The organism is Nocardia sp. NPDC056064, from assembly GCF_042266925.1.
Taxonomy (GTDB): domain Bacteria; phylum Actinomycetota; class Actinomycetes; order Mycobacteriales; family Mycobacteriaceae; genus Nocardia.
The window spans coordinates 5,111,016-5,136,397 of sequence record NZ_JBHJWO010000001.1; the positions used below are offsets into that span (position 1 = coordinate 5,111,016).

Sequence of the window (25,382 nt, forward strand, 5' to 3'; positions counted from 1 at the left end):
TCGTGACTCCAGCTGACCTTGCAGATCTCCTTCGCACCACCGCCGCGAAGGTGCTTGTCGAACGTGGACTGGACTCGTCGGTCCTGCCCGAGCAGGTCACAGTGGAGCGTCCGCGCAACCCCGAACACGGCGACTATGCCACGAATGTGGCCATGCAGGTGGCCAAGAAGGTGGGAACCAATCCGCGCGAGCTGGCCGGCTGGCTGGCCGAGGCGCTCGCGGCCACCGACGCCATCGATGTGGCCGATGTCGCAGGACCCGGCTTCCTGAACATCCGCCTGGCCGCCTCGGCGCAGGGCGCGATCGTCACCCAGATCCTGACCGCGGGGCAGGCGTACGGCACCGCCGCCGCGCTGACCGGCACCGCGATCAACCTCGAGTTCGTCTCCGCGAACCCCACCGGCCCGGTGCACCTCGGTGGCACCCGCTGGGCCGCCGTCGGTGACGCGCTGGGCCGCATCCTGGCCGCTCAGGGCGCCGAGGTGACGCGCGAGTACTACTTCAACGACCACGGCGCGCAGATCGACCGCTTCGCCAAGTCCCTGGTCGCCGCCGCCCTCGGCGAGCCGACCCCGGCGGACGGCTACGCGGGCGAGTACATCCAGGAGATCAGCTCCGGCATCGTCGCCGCGCACCCCGACGTGCTGACTCTGTCCGCCGACGAACGCCACGAGCTGTTCCGGCGCGAGGGCGTGCAGCAGATGTTCGCCCAGATCAAGCAGGATCTGCACGACTTCGGCACCGACTTCGACGTGTACTTCAACGAGAGCGAACTGTTCGCCTCCGGTGCCGTCGAGCGGGCCGTCGAGCAGCTCAAGAACTCCGGCAACCTCTACGAGAAGGACGGCGCCTGGTGGATCGCCTCCACCGAGTTCGGCGACGACAAGGACCGCGTGGTCCTCAAGAGCGACGGCAACGCCGCCTACATCGCCGGTGACATCGCCTACTTCCAGAACAAGCGCGCCCGTGGCTTCGACCTGGCCATCTACATGCTCGGCGCCGACCACCACGGCTACATCGGCCGGTTGAAGGCCGCCGCGGCCGCCTTCGGCGACGACCCCGACACCGTCGAGGTGCTGATCGGCCAGATGGTGAACCTGGTCAAGGACGGCCAGGCGGTGAAGATGAGCAAGCGCGCGGGCACCGTGGTGACGCTCAACGACCTGGTCGAGCAGATCGGTGTCGACGCCGCCCGCTACTCGCTGGTGCGCTCCTCGGTGAACTCGAGCATCGACATCGACCTGGACCTGTGGACCAAGGCCAGCAGCGAGAACCCGGTCTACTACGTGCAGTACGCCCACTCGCGCACCAACAGCATCCTGGGCAACGCCGCCAAGTACGCCGAGTTCGCGAGCATCGAACCCGACTTCGCGCTGCTGAGCTCGGCCCGCGAAGGCGACCTGATCCGCACCCTCGGCGATTTCCCGCGCGTGGTCGCCACCGCCGCCGAGACCCGCGAACCGCACCGCATCGCCCGCTATCTGGAGGAACTGGCGGGGGTCTACCACCCGTTCCAGTCCGACGACGACATGCGCGTGCTGCCCAAGGGCGACGACGCGGTCACCCCCCTCAACGCCGCCCGGCTGGAACTGGTCAAGGCCACCCGCCAGGTGCTGGCCAACGGCCTCGCCCTGCTCGGCGTCAGCGCACCGGAGCGCATGTGAACACCGGCAAGCCTGTCAGGAAGGACGCACCGCGATGAGTGCACACCCCGCCGGTCCCCGGCACGCTGAGATCCCGCACGCGCCGAGCCTGGCCGAGCGCCCCAGCGACCCCGCGGAGATGATCGATCTCCCGGCCAACGTCTGGCCGCGCAACGCCACCCGCGGCGACGACGGCGTGGTCCGGCTGGCCGGCGTGCCGGTCACCGAGCTGGCCCAGCAGTACGGCACGCCGCTGTTCGTCATCGACGAGGACGACTTCCGCACCCGGTGCCGCGACATGGTGGCCGCCTTCGGCCCCAACGCCCGCGTGCACTACGCCTCCAAGGCGTTCCTGTGCGGGGAGATCGCGCGCTGGATCCGCGACGAGGGTCTCTCGCTGGACGTGTGTTCCGGTGGCGAGCTGGCCGTCGCGCTCAATGCCGGTTTCCCGGCCGAGCGCATCGCCCTGCACGGCAACAACAAGTCGGTGCCCGAGCTCGAGACCGCCGTCGCGGCCGGTGTCGGGCACGTGGTGGTCGACTCGCTCTACGAGATCGACCGGCTCGAGGCGGTCGCCGGTGCGGCGGGTGTGGTCCAGGACGTGCTGGTCCGGGTCACCGTCGGCGTCGAGGCGCACACCCACGAGTACATCTCCACCGCCCACGAGGACCAGAAGTTCGGTTTCTCGATCGCCGGCGGCGACGCCATGGAGGCGCTGGCCCGGGTCTTCGAGACCGACAACCTGCGCCTGGTCGGCCTGCACAGCCACATCGGCTCGCAGATCTTCGAGATCGACGGCTTCGAGATCGCCGCGCGCCGCATGCTCGGCCTGCTGCGCGAGGCCATCGACAAGTTCGGCATCGAGCGCACCGCGCAGATCGCCACCCTGGACCTGGGCGGCGGCCTGGGCATCTCCTACCTGCCCGCCGACAACCCGCCGCCGCTGGACGAGTTCGCCGCCAGCCTGCGCGAGCTGGTCGCCGCGGAGGCCGAGCGGGCCGGGCTGCCCGAGCCGGTCATCGCCGTGGAGCCGGGCCGCGCCATCGCGGGCCCCGGCACCGTCACCCTCTACGAGGTGGGCACCATCAAGGACGTCGAGCTCGACGGGGGCGCGCGGCGTCGCTACGTCAGCGTCGACGGCGGGATGAGCGACAATATCCGCCCCGCGCTCTACCAGGCCGACTACGATTGCCGTCTGGTCTCGCGCTCCTCCGAGGCGCACGCGGTGGTCGCGCGCGTGGTCGGAAAGCATTGCGAGAGCGGCGATATCGTCATCCGCGACACCTGGATGCCGGCCGACGTGGCCCCCGACGACCTGGTGGCCGTCGCGGCGACCGGCGCGTACTGCTACTCGATGTCGAGCCGCTACAACCAGCTCACCCGGCCCGCCGTGGTCGTGGTGCGTGACGGGGAGTCGCGGCTGATACTGCGCCGGGAAACGGTGGCGGACCTGCTGAGCCTGGAGGTATGACAATGAGCGCGAACAACGGGGATGCCGGGCGTCCGCTGGGTGTGGCCGTGCTCGGCATGGGCACGGTCGGCACCGAGGTCGTGCGCGTGCTGCGCGACAACGGCGAGGACCTGCGCTCGCGCGTCGGCGCGCCGCTGGTGCTGCGCGGCGTGGCCGTGCGTGACGTGACCAAGGACCGCGGCCTGCCCGCCGAGCTGCTCACCACCGACGCCGAGGCGCTGGTCACCCGTGACGACGTCGACCTGGTGGTCGAGGTCATGGGCGGGATCGACCCGGCCCGTGCGCTGATCGGTGCCGCGCTGAGCGCGGGCAAGTCCGTGGTCACCGCCAACAAGGCGCTGCTGGCCGACTACACCGGCGAGCTCGCCGCCGCCGCCGAGGCCAGCCGTGCCGACCTGTACTTCGAGGCCGCCGTCGCCGGGGCCATCCCGGTGGTGCGTCCGCTGATCCAGTCGCTCTCGGGTGACCGGGTGAACAAGGTCGTCGGCATCGTCAACGGCACCACCAACTTCATCCTCTCCGCGATGGACGAGACCGGCGCCGCCTACGACGACGTGCTCGCCGAGGCCACCGCGCTGGGCTACGCCGAGGCCGACCCGACCGCCGACGTGGAGGGCTTCGACGCCGCAGCCAAGGCCGCCATCCTGGCCTCGCTGGCCTTCCACACCCGCGTGACCGCGGCCGATGTGTACCGCGAGGGCATCACCAAGATCACCGCCGAGGATCTCGAGACCGCCTCGGCCGTCGGTTGCACGGTGAAGCTGCTCGCCATCTGCGAGCGTGTGCCGTCCGGTCCGGGTGAGCCCGGGGCCGCCGAGGGTGGCAAGGATCGGGTGTCGGTGCGCGTCTACCCGGCGCTCATCCCGCGCAAGCACCCGCTGGCCTCGGTCAACGGCGCGTTCAACGCCGTGGTCGTCGAGGCCGACAACGCGGGCCGGCTGATGTTCTACGGTCAGGGCGCCGGTGGTGCGCCGACCGCCTCGGCCGTGCTGGGCGATCTGGTGATGGCCGCGCGCAACAAGTTCTACGGCGGCCGGGCGCCGGGCGAATCGGTCTACGCCGAGCTGCCCATCGCCCCGATCGGCGACACCCCCACCCGCTACCACGTGAACCTGCAGGTCGCCGACCGTCCCGGCGTGCTCGCCGCGGTCGCCGACACCTTCGCCCAGCACGGCGTGAGCATCTCCACCGTGCGTCAGCAGGGCCATGGCGAAGGCGCCAGGCTCGTGGTCGTGACCCACCATGCGGTGGAGTCCTCGCTGGCCGATACTGTCGCGGTACTGGCGGAGATGGATTCCGTCACCTCTGTGACCAGCGTTCTCAGACTGGAAGGCACCGAAGAATGAGCACCATTGGCATCGCCCCCCAGCTCGGCGTGCACTCGCGCTGGCCGGGTCTGATCGCGGCCTACCGTGATCGGCTCGAAGGTGCCGCGAACTGGGAGCCGGTCACCCTGTTCGAGGGTGGTACCCCGCTGGTCCCCGCGACGCATCTGTCGGAGCTGACCGGTTGCGAGGTCTACCTCAAGGTCGAGGGCGCCAACCCGACCGGTTCGTTCAAGGACCGTGGCATGACCATGGCGATGACCGACGCCAAGTACCGCGGTCAGAAGGCCGTGCTGTGCGCCTCGACCGGTAACACCTCGGCTTCGGCCGCGGCGTACGCCACCCGCGCGGGCATGGAGTGCGCGGTGCTGATCCCGCAGGGCAAGATCGCGATGGGCAAGCTGGCCCAGGCGGTGATGCTCGGCGCCAAGATCATCCAGGTCGAGGGCAATTTCGACGACTGTCTCGAGCTGGCCCGCAAGGTCACCTCCGACTTCCCCGAGGTCGGTCTGGTGAACTCGGTGAACCCGGCGCGCATCGAGGGCCAGAAGACCGCGTCGTTCGAGATCTGCGACGTCCTGGGCAAGGCGCCCGACGTGCACGTGCTGCCGGTGGGCAACGCGGGCAACATCACCGCCTACTGGCGTGGCTACCGTGAGTACCACGCCGACGGCATCACCTCGGGCCTGCCGCGCATGCTCGGCGTGCAGGCCGCCGGTGCCGCGCCGCTGGTCAACGGTGCGCCGGTGAAGGACCCCGAGACCGTGGCCACCGCCATCCGCATCGGTGCTCCGGCGTCCTGGAACGGCGCGATGGAGGCCAAGGAGCAGTCCGGTGGTGCCTTCCGCGCGGCCACCGACGAGGAGATCCTGGCCGCCTACCGCCTGGTCGCGGCGACCGAGGGCGTGTTCGTCGAGCCCGCCTCGGCCGCGAGCGTGGCCGGTCTGCTGGCCGCCCGCCAGGAAGGTTGGCTGGATTCGGGCCTGACCGTGGTCTGCACGGTGACCGGTAACGGTCTCAAGGACCCCGACAACGCGCTGGCCGGGATGCCCGAGGTCAAGCCGGTGGCCGTCGACTCCGTGGCGATCGCCCGCGAACTCGAGCTGGCCTGAGTTGAGCGCACGCGAGAGCAGGCTGATGACAGCGACCCTGCCCGCCGGTCTCGAAGTGACCGTGCGTGTTCCCGCGTCCACCGCCAACCTCGGCCCCGGATTCGATTGCCTGGGAATGGCATTGGGCCTCTACGACGAGATCGTGGTGCGCACGGCCGAATCGGGTCTGCAGATCCGGGTCGAGGGTGAAGGCGCCGACGACGTGCCGTGGGGCCCAACGCATCTGGTCGTGCGCGCGATCGAGCGCGGCCTGGAGTCGCTGGGCGTCTGGGCCGACGGTCTCGACGTGGTGTGCCGCAACGTGATCCCGCACTCGCGCGGGCTCGGCTCCAGCGCCTCGGCCGTGGTCGGTGGCCTGGCCGCGGGCGCCGGCCTGGCCGCGAAGTTCGATCCCGAGCTGCGCCTGGACGCCGACCGCATGGTGCAGCTGGCCTCGGAGTTCGAGGGTCATCCCGACAACGCCGCGGCCAGCGTGCTCGGCGGAATCGTGGTGTCGTGGACCGAGACCGAGGACGCCGACATCACCCGGTCCTACCGGGCCGTGCGCCTGGACCCGGCCGCCACGCTGCGCCCGGTGGTGCTGATCCCGCAGGAACGCTCCTCCACCGCGCACACCCGCGGGCTGCTGCCCGAGCTGGTGCCGCACGGGGACGCGGCGTTCAATGTCAGCCGGGCGGCGCTGGCCGTGGTGGCCCTGACCGAGCGCCCCGACCTGCTGATGGCGGCCACCGCCGACCGGCTGCACCAGACCCAGCGTGCGCCCGCGCTACCGCTGACCACCGCCTGGATCGAGCGGCTGCGCGCCGCGGGCATCCCGGCCACGGTCTCGGGAGCGGGCCCCACCATTCTCGCGCTGACCACCGAGGATTTCCCCGATGAGCTGCGCAAAGAGGCCGAATCCGACGGGCTCCGGGTCGTCGAGCCGGGTATCGCGGACGGCGTGCTGATCGACTGACGGCGTGCCTGCCTTGCCGTTGTTCGCAATGGGCAGCTATTCTGTGCAAGTCCGTACATCGTGCGCATCAGACGCCGGTGCTTCATCAGGGCAATCGCTCCCCTTACCACTTTCCTCTGGTGGCGAAGCCTCCGGTCCGGCGGGGCGGGTAGTACGGCACAGGCGTCCTGCTGGACGCGTAATCCGAGCTCGGCAGGTATTGCCGGGTCTACGGAACGAACCCTCGACTCAGCACACGGCATTCGAGGGAAGGAAAGGACTTCCGTGACAGAAACGGACCTGCTCGCGACACCCGGGGTGGATTCAGACCCTACGAACTCGGGCGGCCGCGAAAGTGAATCCGGACAGATTTCGACAATGAGCGAACACACCGACGTCGCACGATCGGGGCTGACTGGAATGCTGTTGCCGCAGTTGCGCGCATTGGCGGGGGAGCTCGGTATCCGAGGCACCTCCGGGATGCGCAAGGGCGATCTCATCGCCGCCATCAAGGAGAACCAGGCCGGTGCGCCGGCGAAAGCGGACAAGCCCGCCCAGGCCGCCGCCGTGACGGCCGACGCGCCCGCGAAGTCCGAGGCTCCGGCCAAGCGTGAGGCGCCCGCCGAGAGCGAGGCTCCGCGCAGCGAAGCGCCCGCCAAGTCCGCGCCCGCCAAGTCGGAGCGCGCCGCGCGGGCCGACAAGGCCGCCGCGAAGCAGGCCGTGACCGAGCAGGCCCCGGCCGAGCAGGCGCAGCCCGAGCAGGCCAAGCCCGAGCAGGCCAAGGCCGACGCGTCCGCCGAGTCCGGTGACGACACCGCCCGCGAGGGCGGTCAGCGTGGCCGTGGACGGCAGCGTCGTGGTCGTGACCAGGCACGTTCCGGTGGCGGCGAGAACGCTCCCGCCGAGAACCGCGCCGAGGAGCCCAAGCAGGCTCCGGCCGACAAGCCCGAGGCCGGTGAGCAGGGCGAACGCCGTCGCGACCGCCAGGGCGGCGAGCGCGGCGAACGTCAGGGCGGCGACCGCGCCGAGCGCAACCAGAACCAGAATCAGAACCAGAACGGCAATCGCGGTCCCCGCGACGACCGTGGCGGTGACGACGAGGAAGGTGGCCGTGGCCGCCGTGGCCGCCGGTTCCGTGAGCGTCGTCGCGGGCGTGACCGCGACGGTGGCGCCGGGGGCGGTGGCGGCGAGGCCCGCGACTTCGAGATCCGCGAGGACGACGTCCTGCAGCCGGTCGCCGGCATCCTCGATGTCCTCGACAACTACGCGTTCGTGCGGACCTCCGGCTACCTGGCCGGCCCGAACGACGTGTACGTCTCGATGAACCTGGTCCGCAAGAACGGCCTGCGCCGCGGTGACGCGATCACCGGCGCGGTGCGTGCCCCGCGCGACGGCGAGCAGAGCAACCAGCGCCAGAAGTTCGACCCGCTGGTGCGCCTGGACACGGTCAACGGCGGCGAGGTGGAGGCGGCCAAGCGCCGTCCCGATTTCACCAAGCTCACCCCGCTGTACCCGAACCAGCGGCTGCGCCTGGAGACCACGCCCAACAAGCTGAGCACCCGCGTGATCGACCTGATCATGCCGATCGGCAAGGGCCAGCGCGCGCTGATCGTCTCCCCGCCCAAGGCGGGTAAGACCACCGTCGTGCAGGACATCGCCAACGCGATCGCGACCAACAACCCCGAGTGCTACCTGATGGTGGTGCTGGTCGACGAGCGTCCCGAAGAAGTCACCGACATGCAGCGTTCGGTGCGCGGTGAGGTCATCGCCTCCACCTTCGACCGGCCGCCGGCCGACCACACCTCGGTCGCCGAGCTCGCCATCGAGCGGGCCAAGCGCCTGGTGGAGATGGGCAAAGACGTTGTGGTGCTGCTGGATTCGATCACCCGACTCGGCCGCGCGTACAACAACTCCTCGCCCGCCTCGGGCCGCATCCTCTCCGGTGGTGTCGACTCGACCGCGCTGTACCCGCCCAAGCGGTTCCTCGGCGCGGCGCGCAACATCGAGAACGGCGGCTCGCTCACCATCATCGCCACGGCGCTGGTGGAGACCGGCTCCACCGGTGACACGGTGATCTTCGAGGAGTTCAAGGGCACCGGCAACGCCGAGCTCAAGCTCGACCGCAAGATCGCCGAGCGCCGGGTGTTCCCCGCGGTCGACGTGAACCTGTCGAGTACCCGCAAGGACGAGCTGCTGATGTCCCCGGACGAGGCCGCGGTGCTGCACAAGCTGCGCCGGGTGCTCTCGGGCCTGGACTCGCATCAGGCCATCGATCTGCTGATCGACCGCCTGAAGAAGTCCAAGAACAACCTGGAATTCCTGATGCAGGTCTCCAAGACCGCACCGGGCGCTCTGGACGAGTGACGAGAAGGCCCCGCTCCGGCGGGGCCTTTTCCGTTCCCGGAACAAATCGGTGGTCGGGGGCGTTTTCGGAGGCAGTGAGCAGATCTGGCATACTGGCTCGCTGTGTGTCTGCGCGTTCGCAGACATCCCGCCTAGTCGGTTCCGGTTCACGTATCCCGCGCTCCAGCGGTGTACGACCCGGCGACCATTATCGAGAGGACGCCCATGAAGGCAGGAATCCACCCCACGTATGTCGACACCACCGTCGTGTGTGGTTGCGGCAACACCTTCCAGACTCGCTCCACCAAGGAGTCCGGCCAGATCACCGTCGAGGTCTGCTCGCAGTGCCACCCGTTCTACACCGGCAAGCAGAAGATCCTCGACACCGGCGGTCGCGTCGCCCGCTTCGAGGCGCGCTACGGCAAGCGCGCGGGCAAGAAGGCCGACGCCTCCTAGTTGCCTCCTCCGACGCCCGGTTCTGCATCGCAGACCGGGCGTCGGTGGTTTCTGTTCCAGCTCACGCCACGCACACCCGAAGGAACCCCACCGTGACCCAGCCGTCCGCCATCGACGACATTCTGGCCGAGTACCAGGGCCTGGAAACGCAGCTGGCCGATCCGTCGTTGCACAACGACGCGGGCGCCGCGCGCCGGGTGGGTAAGCGTTTCGCCGAGCTGGCCCCGGTCATGAGCACCTACCGCAAGCTCGAAACGGTGCGCGACGATCTCGAGGCCGCCCGTGAGCTGGCCGCCGACGACTCCGCCTTCGCCGCCGAGGTCCCCGGGCTGGAGGCCCAGCTGGTGGAGCTGGAGCAGACACTGGCCGACCTGCTGGCCCCGCGCGACGCGCACGACGGCGACGACGTGGTGCTCGAGGTGAAGTCCGGCGAGGGTGGCGAGGAATCGGCGCTGTTCGCCGCCGACCTGGCGCGCATGTACATCCGCTACGCCGAGCGGCACGGCTGGAAGGTGGAGACGCTCGACGTCACCTATTCCGACCTGGGCGGCTACAAGGACGCGACGCTGTCGATCAAGAGCCGCGACGCCGCTCGCGACGGCGTGTGGTCGCGCTTCAAGTTCGAGGGTGGCGTGCACCGGGTGCAGCGCGTGCCGGTGACCGAATCGCAGGGCCGCATCCACACCTCCGCGGCGGGCGTGCTGATCTACCCCGAGCCCGACGAGGTCGAGCAGGTGCAGATCGACGAGACCGACCTGCGCATCGATGTCTACCGGTCCTCCGGCAAGGGCGGCCAGGGCGTCAACACCACCGACTCCGCGGTCCGCATCACCCACCTGCCCTCCGGCATCGTGGTGACCTGCCAGAACGAGCGCTCGCAGCTGCAGAACAAGGCCCGCGCCATGCAGGTGCTGGCCGCGCGGTTGCAGGCGCTGGCCGAGGAGCAGGCGGAGCAGGAGGCCGCCGCCGGGCGCGCGAGCCAGATCCGCACGGTGGACCGTTCCGAACGCATCCGCACCTACAACTTCCCGGAGAACCGGATCGCCGACCACCGCATCGGCTTCAAGGCCCACAACCTCGACGCCGTCCTCGACGGTGACATGGACGCGCTGCTCGACGCGCTCGGCAAGGCCGACCGCGACGCGCGCATGGCCGCCGAGTAGCACCGGACCGCGTCGCGGCCGAGGAACCCAGGAGAGTGTCCGAGCATGCCCGATGACGCCATGACCGACCGTGTACGCCTGCGCCCCTTGATCGTCGCGGCCGCCGACCGGCTCGCCGCGGCGGGGGTGGCCTCACCGCTGCCCGACGCCGAGACCCTCGCGGCGCACGTGCTCGGCACCGAGCGCATGCGCCTGGCGCTGGTACCGATGATCGAGCGGGCCGACGCCGATCGCTTCGAGCAGCTCGTCGACCGGCGGGTCGCGCGAATCCCGTTGCAGCACTTGACCGGAACCGCGGCGATGGGGGAGATCGAGCTCGCCGTGGGCCCCGGGGTCTTCGTGCCGCGCCCGGAGACCGAGCTGCTGTTCGCCTGGGCCCTGGCCCAGCTCGAGACGCTGCCGCACGACCACGCGCCGGTCGTGGTCGACCTGTGCACCGGCACCGGCGCGCTGGCGCTGGCGCTGGCGCACGCCCGCCCCGACGCCACCGTGCACGCCGTCGAACTCGATCCCGACGCGCTGAACTGGGCCCGCCGCAATGCCGACGCCCGCATCGCCGACGGTGACACCCCCATCACCCTGCACTCCGGTGACGTCACCGACCCGGACCTGCTCACCGACCTGTCCGGCCGCGTCGACCTACTCGTCTCAAACCCGCCCTACATCCCCGACGGCGCCGTGCTCGACCCCGAGGTCGCCGACCACGACCCGCACCGCGCGCTCTTCGGCGGCTCCGACGGTCTCGACGTCATCCGCGCGATGGTCCCCACCATCGCGCGCCTGCTGCGCCCCGGCGGCGCCACCGGTATCGAACACGACGACACCAACGGCGCCGGCGTCGCCGCCCTGCTGTCGGACGCCGGTTTCGCCGAGATCGTCGAACACCCGGATCTCGCGGGCAAACCACGCTTCGTCGTCGGCGCCAAGCCGGGGACTGCCTGACCTGTCGTCGGACAGCGGCCGGGTCGCCGGCAAACCGCACAACTGCGGCCTTGTACAGGCGGCATGGTGAATATCCGGAACGCAGCATTCATACAGCACTTCCGGGACAACTGATCTCGCCGGAACACGGCCAACTCCCCGGGTACGCCCAAAACTCCCCCGGGACGAAGCCGTCAGCCCGAGAGCTAGACTCACCCCGCACCTACGACCGGAAAAAATACGCGGAGAGGCGGAACAGCATGAGCGTCTTCGACTGTGCGGATGCGGGGTCTCGGACTGCGGGGATCGCGGCCGCGACCAGCTCGCTCAAGTCCGGACGGCTCGTCGTGATGCCGACCGACACCGTCTACGGCCTGGCCGCCGACGCGTTCGACTCCTCGGCCGTCGCCGAGCTGCTGGCCGCCAAGCGCCGCGGCCGCGACATGCCCGTCCCGGTGCTGGTCGGGTCGTGGAACACCATCGACGGTCTGGTGTTCTCGGTCCGCCCGCAGGCGCGCGACCTCATCCGCGCCTTCTGGCCCGGCGCGCTGAGCCTGGTCGTGCAAGCCGCGCCCTCGCTGGCCTGGGACCTGGGTGACACCCGCGGCACAGTGATGCTGCGCATGCCGCTGCACCCGGTGGCGCTGGAGTTGCTGCGCGAGGTCGGCCCGCTGGCGGTGTCGAGCGCGAACGTCTCGGGTCAGCCGCCCGCCACCACCGTCGAGCAGGCGCGCGAGCAGCTCGGTTCGCTGGCGAGTGTCTATCTCGACGGCGGTCCGGCCACCCACGCCGTGCCCTCCACCATCGTCGACCTCACCGCCGACCAGCCGCGCGTGCTGCGCGAGGGTGCGGTGCCGATCGCCGAGATCGCCGAGGTGCTCGGGATGCTCCCCGAGGCGCTGACCAGCTCCGCGCCACGGTGATCGCACGCATCCGATGAGCTCTGTCGTTCCCCTGCGCGAGCTGCTGCTCGTGCTGCTCGTCTCGGCCACCGTCACCTTCCTGGCGACCGGTGGCGTCCGGATGCTCGCCATCGGCTTCGGCGCCGTCGCGGTGCCCCGGGAACGCGACGTGCACGTCAAGCCGATTCCGCGGATGGGCGGCGTCGGCATGTACGTCGGTGTCGTGGCCGCGGTGCTGTTCGCACACCAATTGCCCGCGCTGCGCCGCGGCTTCGATTACGCGCCCGATATTCCCGCCGTGCTGGTGGCGGCGACGATCATCGTGCTGGTCGGCATCGTGGACGACCGCTGGGGCCTGGACGCGCTCACCAAATTCGTCGGCCAGGTCACCGCGGCGGGCGTGATGGCGGTGATGGGCCTGAGCTGGTACGTCATCTACGACCCGTTCAACGACACCACGGTGGTCCTCGACGCGTTGCAGGGCGGCCTGGTGACCGTCGGTATCACCGTCACCCTGGTGAACGCGATGAATTTCGTGGACGGTCTCGACGGCCTGGCCGCCGGGCTCGGTTTGATCTGCGCGGTCGCGGTTTTCGCGTTCTCCATCGGTTTGCTCTACGACCAGGGCGGCTCGGTGGACACCTATCCGCCCGCGTTGCTGGCCGCCGCGCTGGCCGGTGCCTGCCTCGGATTTCTTCCGCACAATTTCTCACCGGCCCGGATATTCATGGGCGACACCGGATCGATGATGATCGGTTTGATGCTGGCCGCCGTTTCCACCGGCGCCTCCGGCCGAATTCCGCTGCAGGGCTACGGCCCGCGCGACATTGTGGGTTTGCTCTCGCCGCTGTTGCTGGTGGGCGCGGTGATGTTCATTCCGGTGCTCGATCTTCTGCTCGCGATCGTGCGCCGCGTGCGCGCCGGCGTGAGTTTCTCCACACCGGACAAAATGCATCTTCATCACCGATTGCTACAGATCGGGCATTCTCAGCGCCGCGTGGTTCTGCTGATCTATTTGTGGGTGGGCGTGCTGGCCTTCGGCGCGGTGGGCACTTCGCTGATGGATCGGCGGCTGGTGGTGCTGCTGGTGGCGGGCGGATTGGTGTTCGCGCTGGTAGTGACCGCGATCCCGTCGATGCGCCGGGTGGAGTCGGCCAACCGGTGAGCTCGGCCCGCAAGGTAAAGTGCGGGCCGTGAGCTTTACACCGGAAACCGTGCCCGGCCCCGACGCCCCGCTGCGCGCCGCGCTGCGCTACGGCCTGATCGGCCTGGGCGTCCTCGTGGTCGCCTCGGTGGTGATCGCCACCCTCGTCGCCGGGACACCCGGCCTGTGGGGCGCCCTGCTCGGCGCGGCGATCGGCGGGGGGTTCATCCTCACCACCGTGGTCGCCGTGCTGCTCGGCGCCAAGCTGCCGCCGAGCACGGCGGGCCTGGTCATGCTGGTCAGCTGGGTGGGAAAACTGCTGGTGGCGCTGGTCGTGGTGGGTGTGCTCAACCAGTTCGACTTCTACAGCAGGCCCGCGCTGTTCTTCACCGTGGTCGGGGCCCTGCTGGTGGTGCTCGGCGCGGAGACGTATGGCGTTGTGAGCGTGAAGGTTCCGTACGTCACGACACGCGCGGGGGACGGCGAAACGGCTTCCGAGCAGGAATAATCCCACCCAGCTACACAACGTCGTAGATAGCTTGGTAAAGTGTTGGTAAGCAAGCACCCAAGCTGGAGGCGCCGCCCGGGAGGACTCGGGGTATCGCCTCGGGTTACCAGGGGGGATCGCCCAGATCCTGCCCGGTGCCGCTATGCTTACTGCCGATCCGGGTGGAATGTGCCCGGTTGAAGCATGTCGACGATGTCGCCGACGCCCGAACAGCAGCGATATGGGTTACACCGTATGAGCAGCTGTCGAATTTCGAGCCGACCAGAGTCGACCCCATTGATCGTCAATGTCCGATCGAACCGCGGGAATGACCGTCGTACCCGCGGCCCGAACACGGGAGAGAACGCTGAGCGTCATCACTTTGGCGGCGGGCGAGTTCCACGCGCCATCGCTGTCCGACTTCTTCCCTCCAGCAGTGCTGTTCGAGGGTACGCCGTTCGAACTCGATCGCCTGATGCTGATCCGGCTGCTGATGACCGCCGTTGTGGTGATCGTCTTCGCGCTGGCTTTCCGCTCGCCGAAGATCGTTCCGCGCGGCCTGCAGAACGTGATGGAAACCGCGGTGGTTTTCGTCAAGGAGCAGATCTGCGACGAGGTCCTCGGCAAGGAAACCGGTAAGAGGTTCCTCCCGCTGATCGCGACGATCTTCTTCACGGTGCTGTTCCTGAACTTCTCCAGTGTGGTGCCGTTCCTGAACATCTCCTCGAACGCGCGCGTCGGCATGCCGCTGGTGCTCGCGGCGATCGCCTACATCGCGTTCAACTACGTCGGTATCCGCAAGTACGGCTTCTTCAAGTACGTGCGCTCCTCGATCGTGGTTCCCGATGTGCCGCCGGCCCTGCACCTGCTGCTGATCCCGATCGAGTTCGTCTCGACCTTCATCCTGCGGCCCTTCACGCTCACCGTGCGACTCATGGCCAACATGCTCGCGGGCCACATCATGCTGGTGCTGTTCTTCAGCGCCACCTGGTTCTTCCTCTTCGATGCCACCGCGTGGATGAAGGTCTTCTCGCCCTTCTCGCTGCTCGCGGGCATCGGCTTCACGCTGTTCGAACTGTTGGTCATCTTCCTGCAGGCGTACGTGTTCGCCCTGCTGACCGCGGTGTACATCAGCCTCGCTCAGCACGCTGCCGACCACTGACCTGTTTCCACACCAGTACTGCCAAACCTGCTACACACGCCGACCGGCGGGTGAGCAACAGAAAGGGAAAGAAGACTCATGAGCCTCGCTTACCTGGCCCAGGAAGCCGCGAACACCGAGAGCACCTTCAAGGGCTTCGGCGCCATCGGCTACGGTCTCGCCGCGATCGGCCCCGGCATCGGCGTGGGTATCGTCGTCGGTAAGGCCATCGAGGGCTTCTCGCGTCAGCCCGAGCTGGCCGGCCAGATCCGTACCAACATGTTCCTCGGTATCGCGTTCACCGAGGCCCTGGCGCTGATCGGCCTCGTCGCCGGCTTCATCTTCTGATTCCGATGCGCGAACTCATCACGCTCGCTGCCGAAGGGGGAGAGGATGTGAATCCTCTCATCCCCGAAACGTACGACATCGTCTGGTCGATCGTCTGCGTCGCCATCATCGGTCTGCTGTTCTGGAAGTACGTGATCCCACGTGTGACCAAGACCCTCGATGAGCGTGCCGACAAGATCGAAGGCGGTATCGCCAGGGCCGAAGCCGCCCAGGAAGAAGCACAGCAGACGCTGCAGCAGTACCAGCAGCAGCTGGCCGACGCCCGGCTCGAGGCCGCGAAGATCCGCGAGGATGCTCGCACCCAGGGTCAGCAGATCCTCGCGCAGATGCGCACGGATGCCCAGGCCGAAAGCGACCGTATCGTCGCCGCCGGTCACTCCCAGCTGGAAGCCCAGCGCCAGCAGATCCTGACCGAGCTGCGTTCCGAGGTCGGCCGCACGGCCGTCGACCTGGCCGAGAAGATCATCGGCCAGTCTGTTTCGGACGAGGCCAAGCAGGCGGCGTCGATCGACAAGTTCCTCAGCGAACTCGACGACACCGATGCCATCGGGGTCGGAAGGTAACGACGCGAAAGTGAGAAGCATGTACGCAGCGAGCCGCGAGGCCAGCTCCCGGTCCCGGGAGGCGCTTCGGGCCGCTCTGACCGGAAGCGAAACTGTTGCGGCCACAACGGGGTCGGAACTGTTCGCCGTTGTCGCCGTGCTGGACGACCAGCGTTCGCTGCGTGTGGCGCTCGCGGACGTGTCGGTGCCGGGTTCGGCGCGCGCTGAACTCAGTGAGCGGATCTTCGGCGGCAAGGTCAGCGCTGCCACGCAGGCAGTGCTGACCACCGCGGTGGCGCAGAACTGGTCGCGCACCCGTGATCTGGTCGACACCCTGGTGCTGCTCGGGCAGGAAGCTCTGCTGGAGTCGGCCGCCGACGCGGGCCGGCTGGACGCGGTGGAGGACGAGCTGTTCCGGCTCGGCCGCATCATCGCCGACAACCCGCAGCTGGAACAGGCACTGTCCGATCAGGGCAAGCCCGCCACGGCGCGGCGCGAGCTGATCGAGCGGCTGCTGACCGGCAAGGCCGAGCCGATCACCCTGGCGCTGGCCGAGCAGGCGGTGACCCGACTGCGGACCAACAACATCGGCGTCGCCTTCGGCGCCCTGTCCGATCTGGCGGCGGCCCGTCGTGACCAGATCGTCGCCCACGCGCACGCCGCGGTCGAGCTGACCGATCAGCAGAAGGCGAAGCTGTCGGCTTCCCTGCAGCGGATCTACGGCAAGGCGGTCACCGTGCACGTGCAGGTCGACCCGACGCTGCTGAGCGGCGTCGTCGTGCGCGTCGGAGACGACGTCATCGACGGCAGCGCCACCGGCCGACTGGAGAAGCTGCGCCGGGCACTGTCCTAGCCAGCAGCTCTACTCCAACCCCCGACATTCGAGACCACAGCGAGAGCAGGAACAACATGGCGGAGCTGACGATCTCCTCCGACGAGATCCGTAGCGCGATCGAGAGCTACACCCAGAGCTACACCCCGGAAACCTCCATCGAAGAAGTCGGCACCGTGACCGACACCGGTGACGGCATCGCGCACGTCAGCGGTCTGCCTTCGGCGATGGCCAACGAGCTGCTCGAGTTCCCGGGCGGCGTCCTGGGCGTCGCGCTGAACCTCGAGGACACCGAGATCGGTGCCGTCATCCTCGGCGAGTACGCCTCGCTGGAAGAGGGCCAGCAGGTCCGTCGCACCGGCGACGTGCTGTCGGTTCCCGTCGGCGACAAGTTCCTCGGTCGCGTGGTCAACCCGCTCGGCCAGCCGATCGACGGCCTCGGCGAGATCGAGGCCGACGACCGCCGCGTGCTCGAGCTGCAGGCCGCGACCGTGCTGGAGCGCCAGCCGGTCGAGGAGCCGCTGGCCACCGGTATCACCGCGATCGACGCGCTGACCGCCATCGGCCGCGGCCAGCGTCAGCTGATCATCGGCGACCGCAAGACCGGCAAGACCGCCGTCGCCGTCGACGCGATCCTGAACCAGAAGGCGAACTGGGAGTCGGGCGACCCCAGCAAGCAGGTTCGCTGCATCTACGTCGCGATCGGCCAGAAGGGCTCCACCATCGCGGGCGTCAAGACCGCGCTCGAGGAGCACGGCGCGATGGAGTACACCACCATCGTCGCCGCCCCCGCTTCGGATTCCGCCGGCTTCAAGTGGCTGGCCCCCTACACCGGTTCGGCCATCGGCCAGCACTGGATGTACCAGGGCAAGCACGTCCTGATCGTGTTCGACGACCTGACCAAGCAGGCCGAGGCCTACCGCGCCATCTCGCTGCTGCTGCGCCGCCCGCCGGGCCGCGAGGCGTACCCGGGTGACGTCTTCTACCTGCACTCCCGCCTGCTGGAGCGTTGCGCGAAGCTGTCCGACGAGATGGGCGCGGGCTCGATGACCGGTCTGCCGATCATCGAGACCAAGGCCAACGACGTCTCGGCGTTCATCCCGACCAACGTCATCTCCATCACCGACGGCCAGGTCTTCCTCGAGTCCGACCTGTTCAACAAGGGTGTCCGCCCGGCGATCAACGTCGGTACCTCGGTCTCCCGTGTCGGTGGCGCCGCCCAGACCAAGGCCATGAAGAAGGTCGCCGGTTCGCTGCGTCTGGAAATGGCCCAGTACCGCGAGCTGGAGGCGTTCTCCGCCTTCGCCTCCGACCTGGACGCCGCTTCGCTGGCCCAGCTCGAGCGTGGTGCCCGCTGGGTGGAGCTGCTCAAGCAGAACCAGTACTCCCCGGTCGCGGTCGAGGATCAGGTCGTCTCGATCTACCTGGTCGACGCCGGCTACTACGACTCGGTTCCGGTCGGCGACGTGCGTCGCTTCACCGCCGAGCTGCTCGAGTACCTGCACAGCTCGACCCAGTCGTCCTTCGACGCCCTCGAGGGTGGCCGCAAGCCGCTCGACGGTGAGGCCGCCGACGCGATCAAGTCCGAGACCGACAAGTTCAAGCAGGGCTTCCTGGCTTCCGACGGCAGCCGCGTCGTGAACGAGGCCGCCGCGGGCGACCTGGAGCACGAAGAGGTCGAGTCGCTGTCGGTCACCCGCAAGCACGTCGAGAAGTAAGCCGGGTCAGAACTGATGTCGGCAATTTCCGATCTGGCGAATGAAGGGAGTGTGAACCGCTAGTGGCAAGTTTGCGCGAATTGCGCTCCCGTATTCGTGGTGTGAATTCGATCAAGAAGATCACCAAGGCTCAGGAACTGATCGCGACCTCGCGAATTTCCAAGGCCCAGGCCAGGGTCGCCGCGGCCAAGCCGTACGCCGAGGAGATCACCAAGGTCCTCGGCGAGCTGGCGAGCGCGTCGAAGAACCTGGCGCACCCGCTGCTCAACGAGCGTCCGAACCCGAAGCGGGCCGCTGTCCTGGTGATCACCAGTGACAGCGGTATGTGCGGTGGCTACAACTCGAACGTGCTCAAGCGCGCCGAGGAACTCATGACCACCCTGCGTGGCGACGGCAAGGAGCCGGTGCTGTACGTGATGGGCAACAAGGGCCTCACGTACTACAAGTTCCGCAACCGTCCCTTCCAGGCGTCGTGGACCGGCTTCTCGCAGCAGCCGAAGTACACCGATGCGTCGGCCGCCTGCGGTCACCTGGTCGAGGCCTTCATGGCCGGCTCCGAGGGCGAGGTCGCCTCGCTCGACGGCACCGGAACCATCGCGGGCGTCGACGAGCTGCACATCGTGTATACCAAGTTCGTCTCGATGCTGACCCAGAACCCGGAGGTGCGCCGCCTGGCGCCGATCCAGGTCAGCTTCGTCGACGAGAACTTCGCACTCGGTGACGACATGCTGTCGGACTCGCCGAACGCGGTGGTGACGGCGCAGTACGAATTCGAGCCGGACGCCGATGTGCTGCTGGGCGCACTGCTGCCCAAGTACATCAACACGCGTATCTACTCATCGTTGCTCGAGGCAGCGGCATCCGAGTCCGCGGCTCGGCGCACCGCAATGAAGGCGGCCACCGACAACGCCAACGAGCTGGCCAGTGTGCTCCAGCGCGAGGCGAACTCGGTGCGTCAGGCCCAGATCACGCAGGAAATCAGCGAAATCGTCGGCGGCGTGAACGCGCTGGCGTCGAGCTCGGACCGCGACTAGAAGCGCAGGAAGAGAACCAATCTAATGACCGCAGCTGTCACTCAGGACAACGCGAGCAAGGCGGGCGCAACCGCCGGTCGCGTCGTCCGTGTCATCGGCCCCGTCGTGGACGTCGAGTTCCCGCGTGGCGCCATCCCCGAGCTGTTCAACGCTCTCAACGCCGACATCAAGCTCGCGTCGGTGGCCAAGACCCTGACCCTCGAGGTCGCCCAGCACCTCGGCGACAACATCGTGCGCACCATCTCGATGCAGCCGACCGACGGCCTGGTCCGTGGCGCGAGCGTCACCGACTCGGGCAAGCCGATCTCGGTGCCCGTCGGCGACATCGTCAAGGGCCACGTGTTCAACGCCCTGGGCGACTGCCTCGACTCGCCCGGCCTCGGCCGCGACGGCGAGCAGTGGGGCATCCACCGCAAGCCCCCGAGCTTCGACCAGCTCGAGGGTAAGACCGAGATGCTCGAGACCGGCGTCAAGGTCATCGACCTGCTGACCCCGTACGTCAAGGGCGGCAAGATCGGTCTGTTCGGTGGTGCCGGTGTCGGCAAGACCGTGCTGATCCAGGAGATGATCACCCGTATCGCTCGCGAGTTCTCCGGCACCTCGGTGTTCGCGGGCGTCGGTGAGCGTACCCGTGAGGGCACCGACCTCCACCTGGAAATGGAAGAGATGGGCGTCCTGCAGGACACCGCCCTCGTCTTCGGCCAGATGGACGAGCCGCCGGGCACGCGTATGCGCGTGGCCCTGTCCGCGCTGACCATGGCGGAGTACTTCCGCGATGTGCAGCACCAGGACGTGCTGCTGTTCATCGACAACATCTTCCGGTTCACCCAGGCCGGTTCCGAGGTCTCGACCCTGCTGGGTCGTATGCCTTCGGCCGTGGGTTACCAGCCGACGCTGGCCGACGAGATGGGTGAGCTCCAGGAGCGCATCACCTCGACCCGTGGTCGCTCGATCACCTCGCTGCAGGCGATCTACGTCCCCGCCGACGACTACACCGACCCGGCGCCGGCGACCACCTTCGCCCACCTGGACGCGACGACCGAGCTCTCCCGCCCGATCTCGCAGAAGGGCATCTACCCGGCCGTCGACCCGCTGACCTCGACCTCTCGTATCCTCGAGGCGTCGATCGTCGGCGAGCGTCACTTCCGCGTGGCCAACGAGGTGAAGCGGATCCTGCAGAAGTACAAGGAGCTGCAGGACATCATCGCCATCCTCGGTATGGACGAGCTCTCCGAAGAGGACAAGGTCCTCGTCGGTCGCGCCCGTCGTCTGGAGAAGTTCCTCGGCCAGAACTTCATCGTGGCCGAGAAGTTCACCGGTCAGCCGGGCTCGGTCGTGCCGCTGGAGCAGACCATCGACGACTTCGATCGCGTCTGCAAGGGCGAGTTCGACCACTTCCCGGAGCAGGCGTTCAACTCCTGCGGTGGTCTCGACGACGTCGAGGCGGCCGCCAAGAAGATCGCCGGAAAGTAGTCATCCATGGCGGAAATGACAGTCGATCTGGTCGCGGTCGAACGTAAGCTCTGGTCCGGCCAGGCCAAGTTCGTCAGCGCGCAGACCACCGAGGGGCAGATCGGCATCATGGCCGGTCACGAGCCGCTGCTCGGTCAGCTCGTCGAGGGCGGCACGGTCAAGATCGTGTCGACCGACGGTGAGACGATCGTCGCCGCGGTGCACGGCGGCTTCTTCTCGGTGACCGCCGACACCGTGCGGGTGCTGGCCGAGTCCGCGGATCTCGCGGGCGAGGTCGACATCGAGGAGGCCCGCCGGGTCCTCTCCGACGACAGCGCCACCGAGGTGGAACTGCGCGTCGCGCAGGGCCAGGTACGCGCGGTGGAAGCCACCGCGTCCGCCTGACCGCACGAGCACTACCCGCTGCCGGCGGCGAACTTCGGTTCGCCGCCGGCAGTGCTGTATCCGCCGGGATTCCGCGAACCCGGCGAAGGCGGTCGTTTCCGGCGTGATTGAATGTCGGATGGGGGTGTCTTCCGGCACCGGGTAGAGCGAAAGGGCGTACGGCATTGCAAACCGGGATGGTTCTCCTGATCATTCTGGTGCTGACGCTCGTGTTCGTCGCCGGTGCTTCGACCTACCGCCTGGTCATGCTGCGCCGTGGCGGGACGGCCGCGCTGCTGCGGGGATTGCCCGCGCGCGGCGGCCAGGGCTGGCGACACGGCCTCATCCGCTACGAGGAGGACCGGTTGGTCTTCTTCAAGTTGACCAGCCTGAAGTTCGGCCCCGACAGCACCGTGCACCGGCAGGGACTCGAGATCGTCGAACGCCGCGCCCCGCAAGGCGATGAATTCGACATCATGACCGAGGACCTGGTCGTCGTAGCCGTCACCGACCCGCACAACAGTTTCGAGCTCGCGCTCGACCGCGGATCGATGGCGGCTTTTCTGTCCTGGATGGAGTCGCGGCCCTCCGACCGCGCCCGCCGTACCCGAGGAGGCCCGGCGTGAGCGGTCAGCGCCCGGAGGCGGCAGCTCGCGTCACCACGCAGGGCGCCCGATCATGCCGATTGGATACAGCGTGAGCGTTCATCTGACCAGGATCTATACCCGCACCGGTGACGACGGGACCACCGGCCTGAGCGATTTCTCCCGGGTGCCCAAGAACGACCCGCGCCTGATCGCCTACGCCGACTGCGACGAAGCCAATGCCGCGCTCGGCGTCGCGGTGGCACTCGGCGCGCCGGAACCGGCCGTGCTCGCGGTGCTGCGCCAGATCCAGAACGACCTGTTCGACGCGGGCGCCGATCTGTCCACCCCGGTCGTCGCCGAACCGAAGTACCCGCCGCTGCGGATCACCCAGCCCTACATCGACCGCCTCGAGGCGTGGTGCGATGAATTCAACGACGGTCTGGCACCGCTGAATTCGTTCATCCTGCCCGGCGGCACCCCGCTGGCTGCGTTGTTGCACACAGCCCGCACCGTGGTGCGACGCGCCGAGCGCGCCGCCTGGGCCGCCGTCGAGGCGCACCCCGACGACACCAGCGTGCTGCCCGCCAAATACCTCAATCGGCTCTCCGACCTGCTGTTCATCCTCAGTCGCGCGACCAATCCCGAGGGCGACGTGCTCTGGCAGCCCGGTGGCGGACGCGAGCGCTGAAAGCGATTCGCCACCGCCGGGATCGGCCGGTTTGGCGTCGGGGGCGTGTCGGCACCCAACGGTCGATAAGCTGGCGGGGTGAGCGAACGGTTTCTGGTCTCCGGCGGTAATCAGCTCGTCGGCGAGGTCGCGGTCGGCGGCGCGAAGAACAGCGTGCTGAAGCTGATGGCCGCCGCTTTGCTGGCCGAGGGTACGACCACCATCACCAACTGCCCGGACATCCTCGATGTCCCGCTGATGGCCGATGTGCTGCGTGGCCTCGGTTGCGACGTGACCATCTCCGACGACGAGAGCGGCGACCGCTCGGTCTGCACGATCGTCACCCCGCCCGAGCCCAAGTACCACGCCGACTTCCCGGCGGTCACGCAGTTCCGCGCCTCGGTGTGTGTGCTCGGTCCGCTGATGGCGCGCTGTAAGCGCGCGGTCGTGGCACTGCCCGGCGGCGACGCGATCGGCTCGCGCCCGCTGGACATGCACCAGCAGGGCTTGCGGCTGCTCGGCGCGACCAGCGAGATCGAGCACGGCTGCGTCGTGGCCAAGGCCGACGAGCTGCAGGGCGCGCGCATCCGGCTGGACTTCCCGTCGGTCGGCGCGACCGAGAACATCCTGATGGCCGCGGTGCTCGCCGAGGGGGAGACGGTCATCGACAACGCGGCCCGCGAGCCCGACATCGTCGACCTGTGCCAGATGCTGGTGCAGATGGGCGCGCGGATCGAGGGCGCGGGCTCCTCGGTGCTCACCGTCCAGGGCGTCAAGAGCCTCTCGCCCACCACCCATCGCGTGATCGGCGACCGGATCGTCGCCGCCACCTGGGGGATCGCGGCCGCGATGACCACCGGCGACGTGCGCGTCACCGGGGTGAACCCCAAGCACCTGGCCCTCGTGCTGGACAAGCTGCGCGCCGCGGGCGCCCGGATCTCCTACGAGCCCAACGGTTTCCGCGTCGTGCAGCCCGAGCGTCCGCGCGCGGTGAACTTCGCGACCCTGCCGTTCCCCGGGTTCCCCACCGACCTGCAGCCGATGGCGATCGGCCTGGCCGCCATCGCTGACGGCACTTCGATGATCACCGAGAACGTCTTCGAGGCGCGGTTCCGTTTCGTCGAGGAGATGATCCGGCTCGGCGCCGACGCCCGCACCGACGGCCACCACGCCGTGGTCCGCGGCATCCCGCGCCTGTCGAGCGCGCCGGTCTGGTCCTCCGACATCCGCGCCGGCGCGGGCCTGGTGCTGGCCGGTCTCGTCGCCGACGGCGTCACCGAGGTGCACGATGTCTTCCACATCGACCGCGGCTACCCCAACTTCGTCGAGCAGATGCAGGCGCTGGGTGGACGGGTCGAGCGCGTCGGTGCGCCGAAATAGCCTCCTGACCAGGCGATTTGACTTCGCGTTAGTCGCCACGTAACTTTATTCGAGTCAGAGCGACACGGACTCCCACGGAGTCACGATGAGCGCCTGATTGATCGCCTGGCCAGACTCGCTCCTTCCGAACTTGCTTCGGTCGGGTTGCCTGCGCTAGGTTGGAACAGTTGCCCTGCCGAAGCCCCTCTGAAAATGTTGCGGGTAGAAGCTTGTGCGTGTGTTCTTTGAGAACTCAATAGTGTGTCGATGAATGTCAGTGCCAATATTATTATTGGTTCCGCTTCTCATACCCCCGGTTGAGGAGTGGACATTTTGAATGTCAGCAAACTTTTGCTGGTGTTCGGCATTGCTAGGTTTTCGGACTCTAGTTAGATATTTCTGATTACACCTTCGGGTGTGATTGAGAGTCTTCAACGGAGAGTTTGATCCTGGCTCAGGACGAACGCTGGCGGCGTGCTTAACACATGCAAGTCGAGCGGTAAGGCCCTTCGGGGTACACGAGCGGCGAACGGGTGAGTAACACGTGGGTGATCTGCCTCGTACTTCGGGATAAGCCTGGGAAACTGGGTCTAATACCGGATATGACCTTCGGATGCATGTCCGTGGGTGGAAAGATTTATCGGTACGAGATGGGCCCGCGGCCTATCAGCTTGTTGGTGGGGTAATGGCCTACCAAGGCGACGACGGGTAGCCGGCCTGAGAGGGCGACCGGCCACACTGGGACTGAGACACGGCCCAGACTCCTACGGGAGGCAGCAGTGGGGAATATTGCACAATGGGCGGAAGCCTGATGCAGCGACGCCGCGTGAGGGATGACGGCCTTCGGGTTGTAAACCTCTTTCGACAGGGACGAAGCGCAAGTGACGGTACCTGTAGAAGAAGCACCGGCCAACTACGTGCCAGCAGCCGCGGTAATACGTAGGGTGCGAGCGTTGTCCGGAATTACTGGGCGTAAAGAGCTTGTAGGCGGTTCGTCGCGTCGTTCGTGAAAACTTGGGGCTCAACCCCAAGCTTGCGGGCGATACGGGCGGACTAGAGTACTTCAGGGGAGACTGGAATTCCTGGTGTAGCGGTGAAATGCGCAGATATCAGGAGGAACACCGGTGGCGAAGGCGGGTCTCTGGGAAGTAACTGACGCTGAGAAGCGAAAGCGTGGGTAGCGAACAGGATTAGATACCCTGGTAGTCCACGCCGTAAACGGTGGGTACTAGGTGTGGGTTTCCTTCCACGGGATCCGTGCCGTAGCTAACGCATTAAGTACCCCGCCTGGGGAGTACGGCCGCAAGGCTAAAACTCAAAGGAATTGACGGGGGCCCGCACAAGCGGCGGAGCATGTGGATTAATTCGATGCAACGCGAAGAACCTTACCTGGGTTTGACATACACCGGAAACCTGC

General features: G+C 67.8%; 23 protein-coding genes and 1 rRNA gene. All 24 read left to right on the plus strand.

The genetic code is table 11. From position 1 onward, the window contains the following. Positions 1–2 precede the first annotated feature (2 nt). Positions 3–1,664, plus strand: coding sequence for an arginine--tRNA ligase (argS, locus tag ACFC06_RS23680; RefSeq protein WP_375935033.1), 1,662 nt, complete (start codon positions 3–5; stop codon positions 1,662–1,664). A 34-nt stretch (positions 1,665–1,698) separates the two neighbouring features. Continuing rightward, on the plus strand, positions 1,699–3,114 hold the full coding sequence (gene lysA, locus ACFC06_RS23685) for a diaminopimelate decarboxylase (protein WP_375935036.1): 1,416 nt from the start codon (positions 1,699–1,701) through the stop codon (positions 3,112–3,114). Then, a complete protein-coding gene (locus tag ACFC06_RS23690) occupies positions 3,111–4,460 on the plus strand; it encodes a homoserine dehydrogenase (protein WP_375935039.1) in 1,350 nt (449 codons plus the stop codon). The genes lysA and ACFC06_RS23690 overlap by 4 nt, the downstream gene beginning before the upstream one ends. Continuing rightward, positions 4,457–5,551, plus strand: a complete 1,095-nt coding sequence (gene thrC, locus ACFC06_RS23695; protein ID WP_375935042.1) for a threonine synthase — start codon at positions 4,457–4,459, stop codon at positions 5,549–5,551. Before ACFC06_RS23690 ends, thrC begins: the two co-directional genes overlap by 4 nt. 25 nt (positions 5,552–5,576) lie before the next feature. Then, positions 5,577–6,506 carry a homoserine kinase gene (gene thrB, locus ACFC06_RS23700; RefSeq protein WP_375935045.1) on the plus strand — a complete coding sequence of 310 codons (930 nt, stop codon included), beginning with the start codon at positions 5,577–5,579 and terminating at the stop codon, positions 6,504–6,506. A 264-nt stretch (positions 6,507–6,770) separates the two neighbouring features. Then, positions 6,771–8,849 (plus strand): transcription termination factor Rho, encoded by a 2,079-nt coding sequence (gene rho, locus ACFC06_RS23705; protein WP_375935048.1) that lies wholly within the window; start codon positions 6,771–6,773, stop codon positions 8,847–8,849. Positions 8,850–9,053: 204 nt separating this feature from the next. Then, positions 9,054–9,284 (plus strand): 50S ribosomal protein L31, encoded by a 231-nt coding sequence (rpmE, locus tag ACFC06_RS23710; protein ID WP_022567395.1) that lies wholly within the window; start codon positions 9,054–9,056, stop codon positions 9,282–9,284. Positions 9,285–9,376: 92 nt separating this feature from the next. After that, complete coding sequence (prfA, locus tag ACFC06_RS23715) at positions 9,377–10,447, plus strand: peptide chain release factor 1 (RefSeq protein ID WP_375935052.1); 1,071 nt, start codon at positions 9,377–9,379, stop codon at positions 10,445–10,447. Positions 10,448–10,507: 60 nt separating this feature from the next. After that, a complete protein-coding gene (gene prmC, locus ACFC06_RS23720; protein WP_375935055.1) occupies positions 10,508–11,389 on the plus strand; it encodes a peptide chain release factor N(5)-glutamine methyltransferase in 882 nt (293 codons plus the stop codon). A gap of 239 nt (positions 11,390–11,628) precedes the next feature. Further along, complete coding sequence (locus tag ACFC06_RS23725; RefSeq protein WP_375935058.1) at positions 11,629–12,291, plus strand: L-threonylcarbamoyladenylate synthase; 663 nt, start codon at positions 11,629–11,631, stop codon at positions 12,289–12,291. 13 nt (positions 12,292–12,304) lie between these two features. Beyond that, on the plus strand, positions 12,305–13,435 hold the full coding sequence (locus ACFC06_RS23730; protein ID WP_375935061.1) for an MraY family glycosyltransferase: 1,131 nt from the start codon (positions 12,305–12,307) through the stop codon (positions 13,433–13,435). 19 nt (positions 13,436–13,454) lie between these two features. Further along, complete coding sequence (locus tag ACFC06_RS23735) at positions 13,455–13,922, plus strand: hypothetical protein (protein ID WP_375935064.1); 468 nt, start codon at positions 13,455–13,457, stop codon at positions 13,920–13,922. A 286-nt stretch (positions 13,923–14,208) separates the two neighbouring features. After that, a complete protein-coding gene (atpB, locus tag ACFC06_RS23740) occupies positions 14,209–15,063 on the plus strand; it encodes a F0F1 ATP synthase subunit A (protein ID WP_375935067.1) in 855 nt (284 codons plus the stop codon). Between the two features lie 78 nt (positions 15,064–15,141). After that, complete coding sequence (locus ACFC06_RS23745; RefSeq protein WP_278265169.1) at positions 15,142–15,390, plus strand: ATP synthase F0 subunit C; 249 nt, start codon at positions 15,142–15,144, stop codon at positions 15,388–15,390. 5 nt (positions 15,391–15,395) lie between these two features. After that, on the plus strand, positions 15,396–15,953 hold the full coding sequence (locus ACFC06_RS23750; RefSeq protein ID WP_336088090.1) for a F0F1 ATP synthase subunit B: 558 nt from the start codon (positions 15,396–15,398) through the stop codon (positions 15,951–15,953). 19 nt (positions 15,954–15,972) lie between these two features. Next, on the plus strand, positions 15,973–16,785 hold the full coding sequence (locus ACFC06_RS23755; RefSeq protein WP_375935072.1) for a F0F1 ATP synthase subunit delta: 813 nt from the start codon (positions 15,973–15,975) through the stop codon (positions 16,783–16,785). Between the two features lie 56 nt (positions 16,786–16,841). Further along, entirely contained in the window at positions 16,842–18,482 is a 1,641-nt protein-coding gene (gene atpA, locus ACFC06_RS23760) for a F0F1 ATP synthase subunit alpha (protein ID WP_278265172.1), read from the plus strand. 62 nt (positions 18,483–18,544) lie between these two features. Further along, complete coding sequence (locus tag ACFC06_RS23765; RefSeq protein ID WP_375935075.1) at positions 18,545–19,516, plus strand: F0F1 ATP synthase subunit gamma; 972 nt, start codon at positions 18,545–18,547, stop codon at positions 19,514–19,516. Between the two features lie 24 nt (positions 19,517–19,540). Next, entirely contained in the window at positions 19,541–20,989 is a 1,449-nt protein-coding gene (atpD, locus tag ACFC06_RS23770; RefSeq protein ID WP_375935078.1) for a F0F1 ATP synthase subunit beta, read from the plus strand. 6 nt (positions 20,990–20,995) lie between these two features. Continuing rightward, positions 20,996–21,373: a F0F1 ATP synthase subunit epsilon gene (locus ACFC06_RS23775; RefSeq protein ID WP_278265175.1), complete on the plus strand. Its 378-nt coding sequence runs from the start codon at positions 20,996–20,998 to the stop codon at positions 21,371–21,373. Positions 21,374–21,549: 176 nt separating this feature from the next. After that, positions 21,550–21,978 carry a DUF2550 domain-containing protein gene (locus ACFC06_RS23780; protein ID WP_375935082.1) on the plus strand — a complete coding sequence of 143 codons (429 nt, stop codon included), beginning with the start codon at positions 21,550–21,552 and terminating at the stop codon, positions 21,976–21,978. Positions 21,979–22,048: 70 nt separating this feature from the next. Continuing rightward, the gene (locus ACFC06_RS23785) at positions 22,049–22,627 is read left to right on the plus strand and encodes a cob(I)yrinic acid a,c-diamide adenosyltransferase (RefSeq protein WP_375935085.1); all 579 of its coding nucleotides are present in this window, start codon (positions 22,049–22,051) and stop codon (positions 22,625–22,627) included. Positions 22,628–22,705: 78 nt separating this feature from the next. Continuing rightward, positions 22,706–23,986, plus strand: a complete 1,281-nt coding sequence (gene murA / locus ACFC06_RS23790) for a UDP-N-acetylglucosamine 1-carboxyvinyltransferase (RefSeq protein ID WP_278265178.1) — start codon at positions 22,706–22,708, stop codon at positions 23,984–23,986. Positions 23,987–24,396: 410 nt separating this feature from the next. Next, positions 24,397–25,382: ribosomal RNA gene (locus tag ACFC06_RS23795) — 16S ribosomal RNA — on the plus strand; the annotation flags it as partial.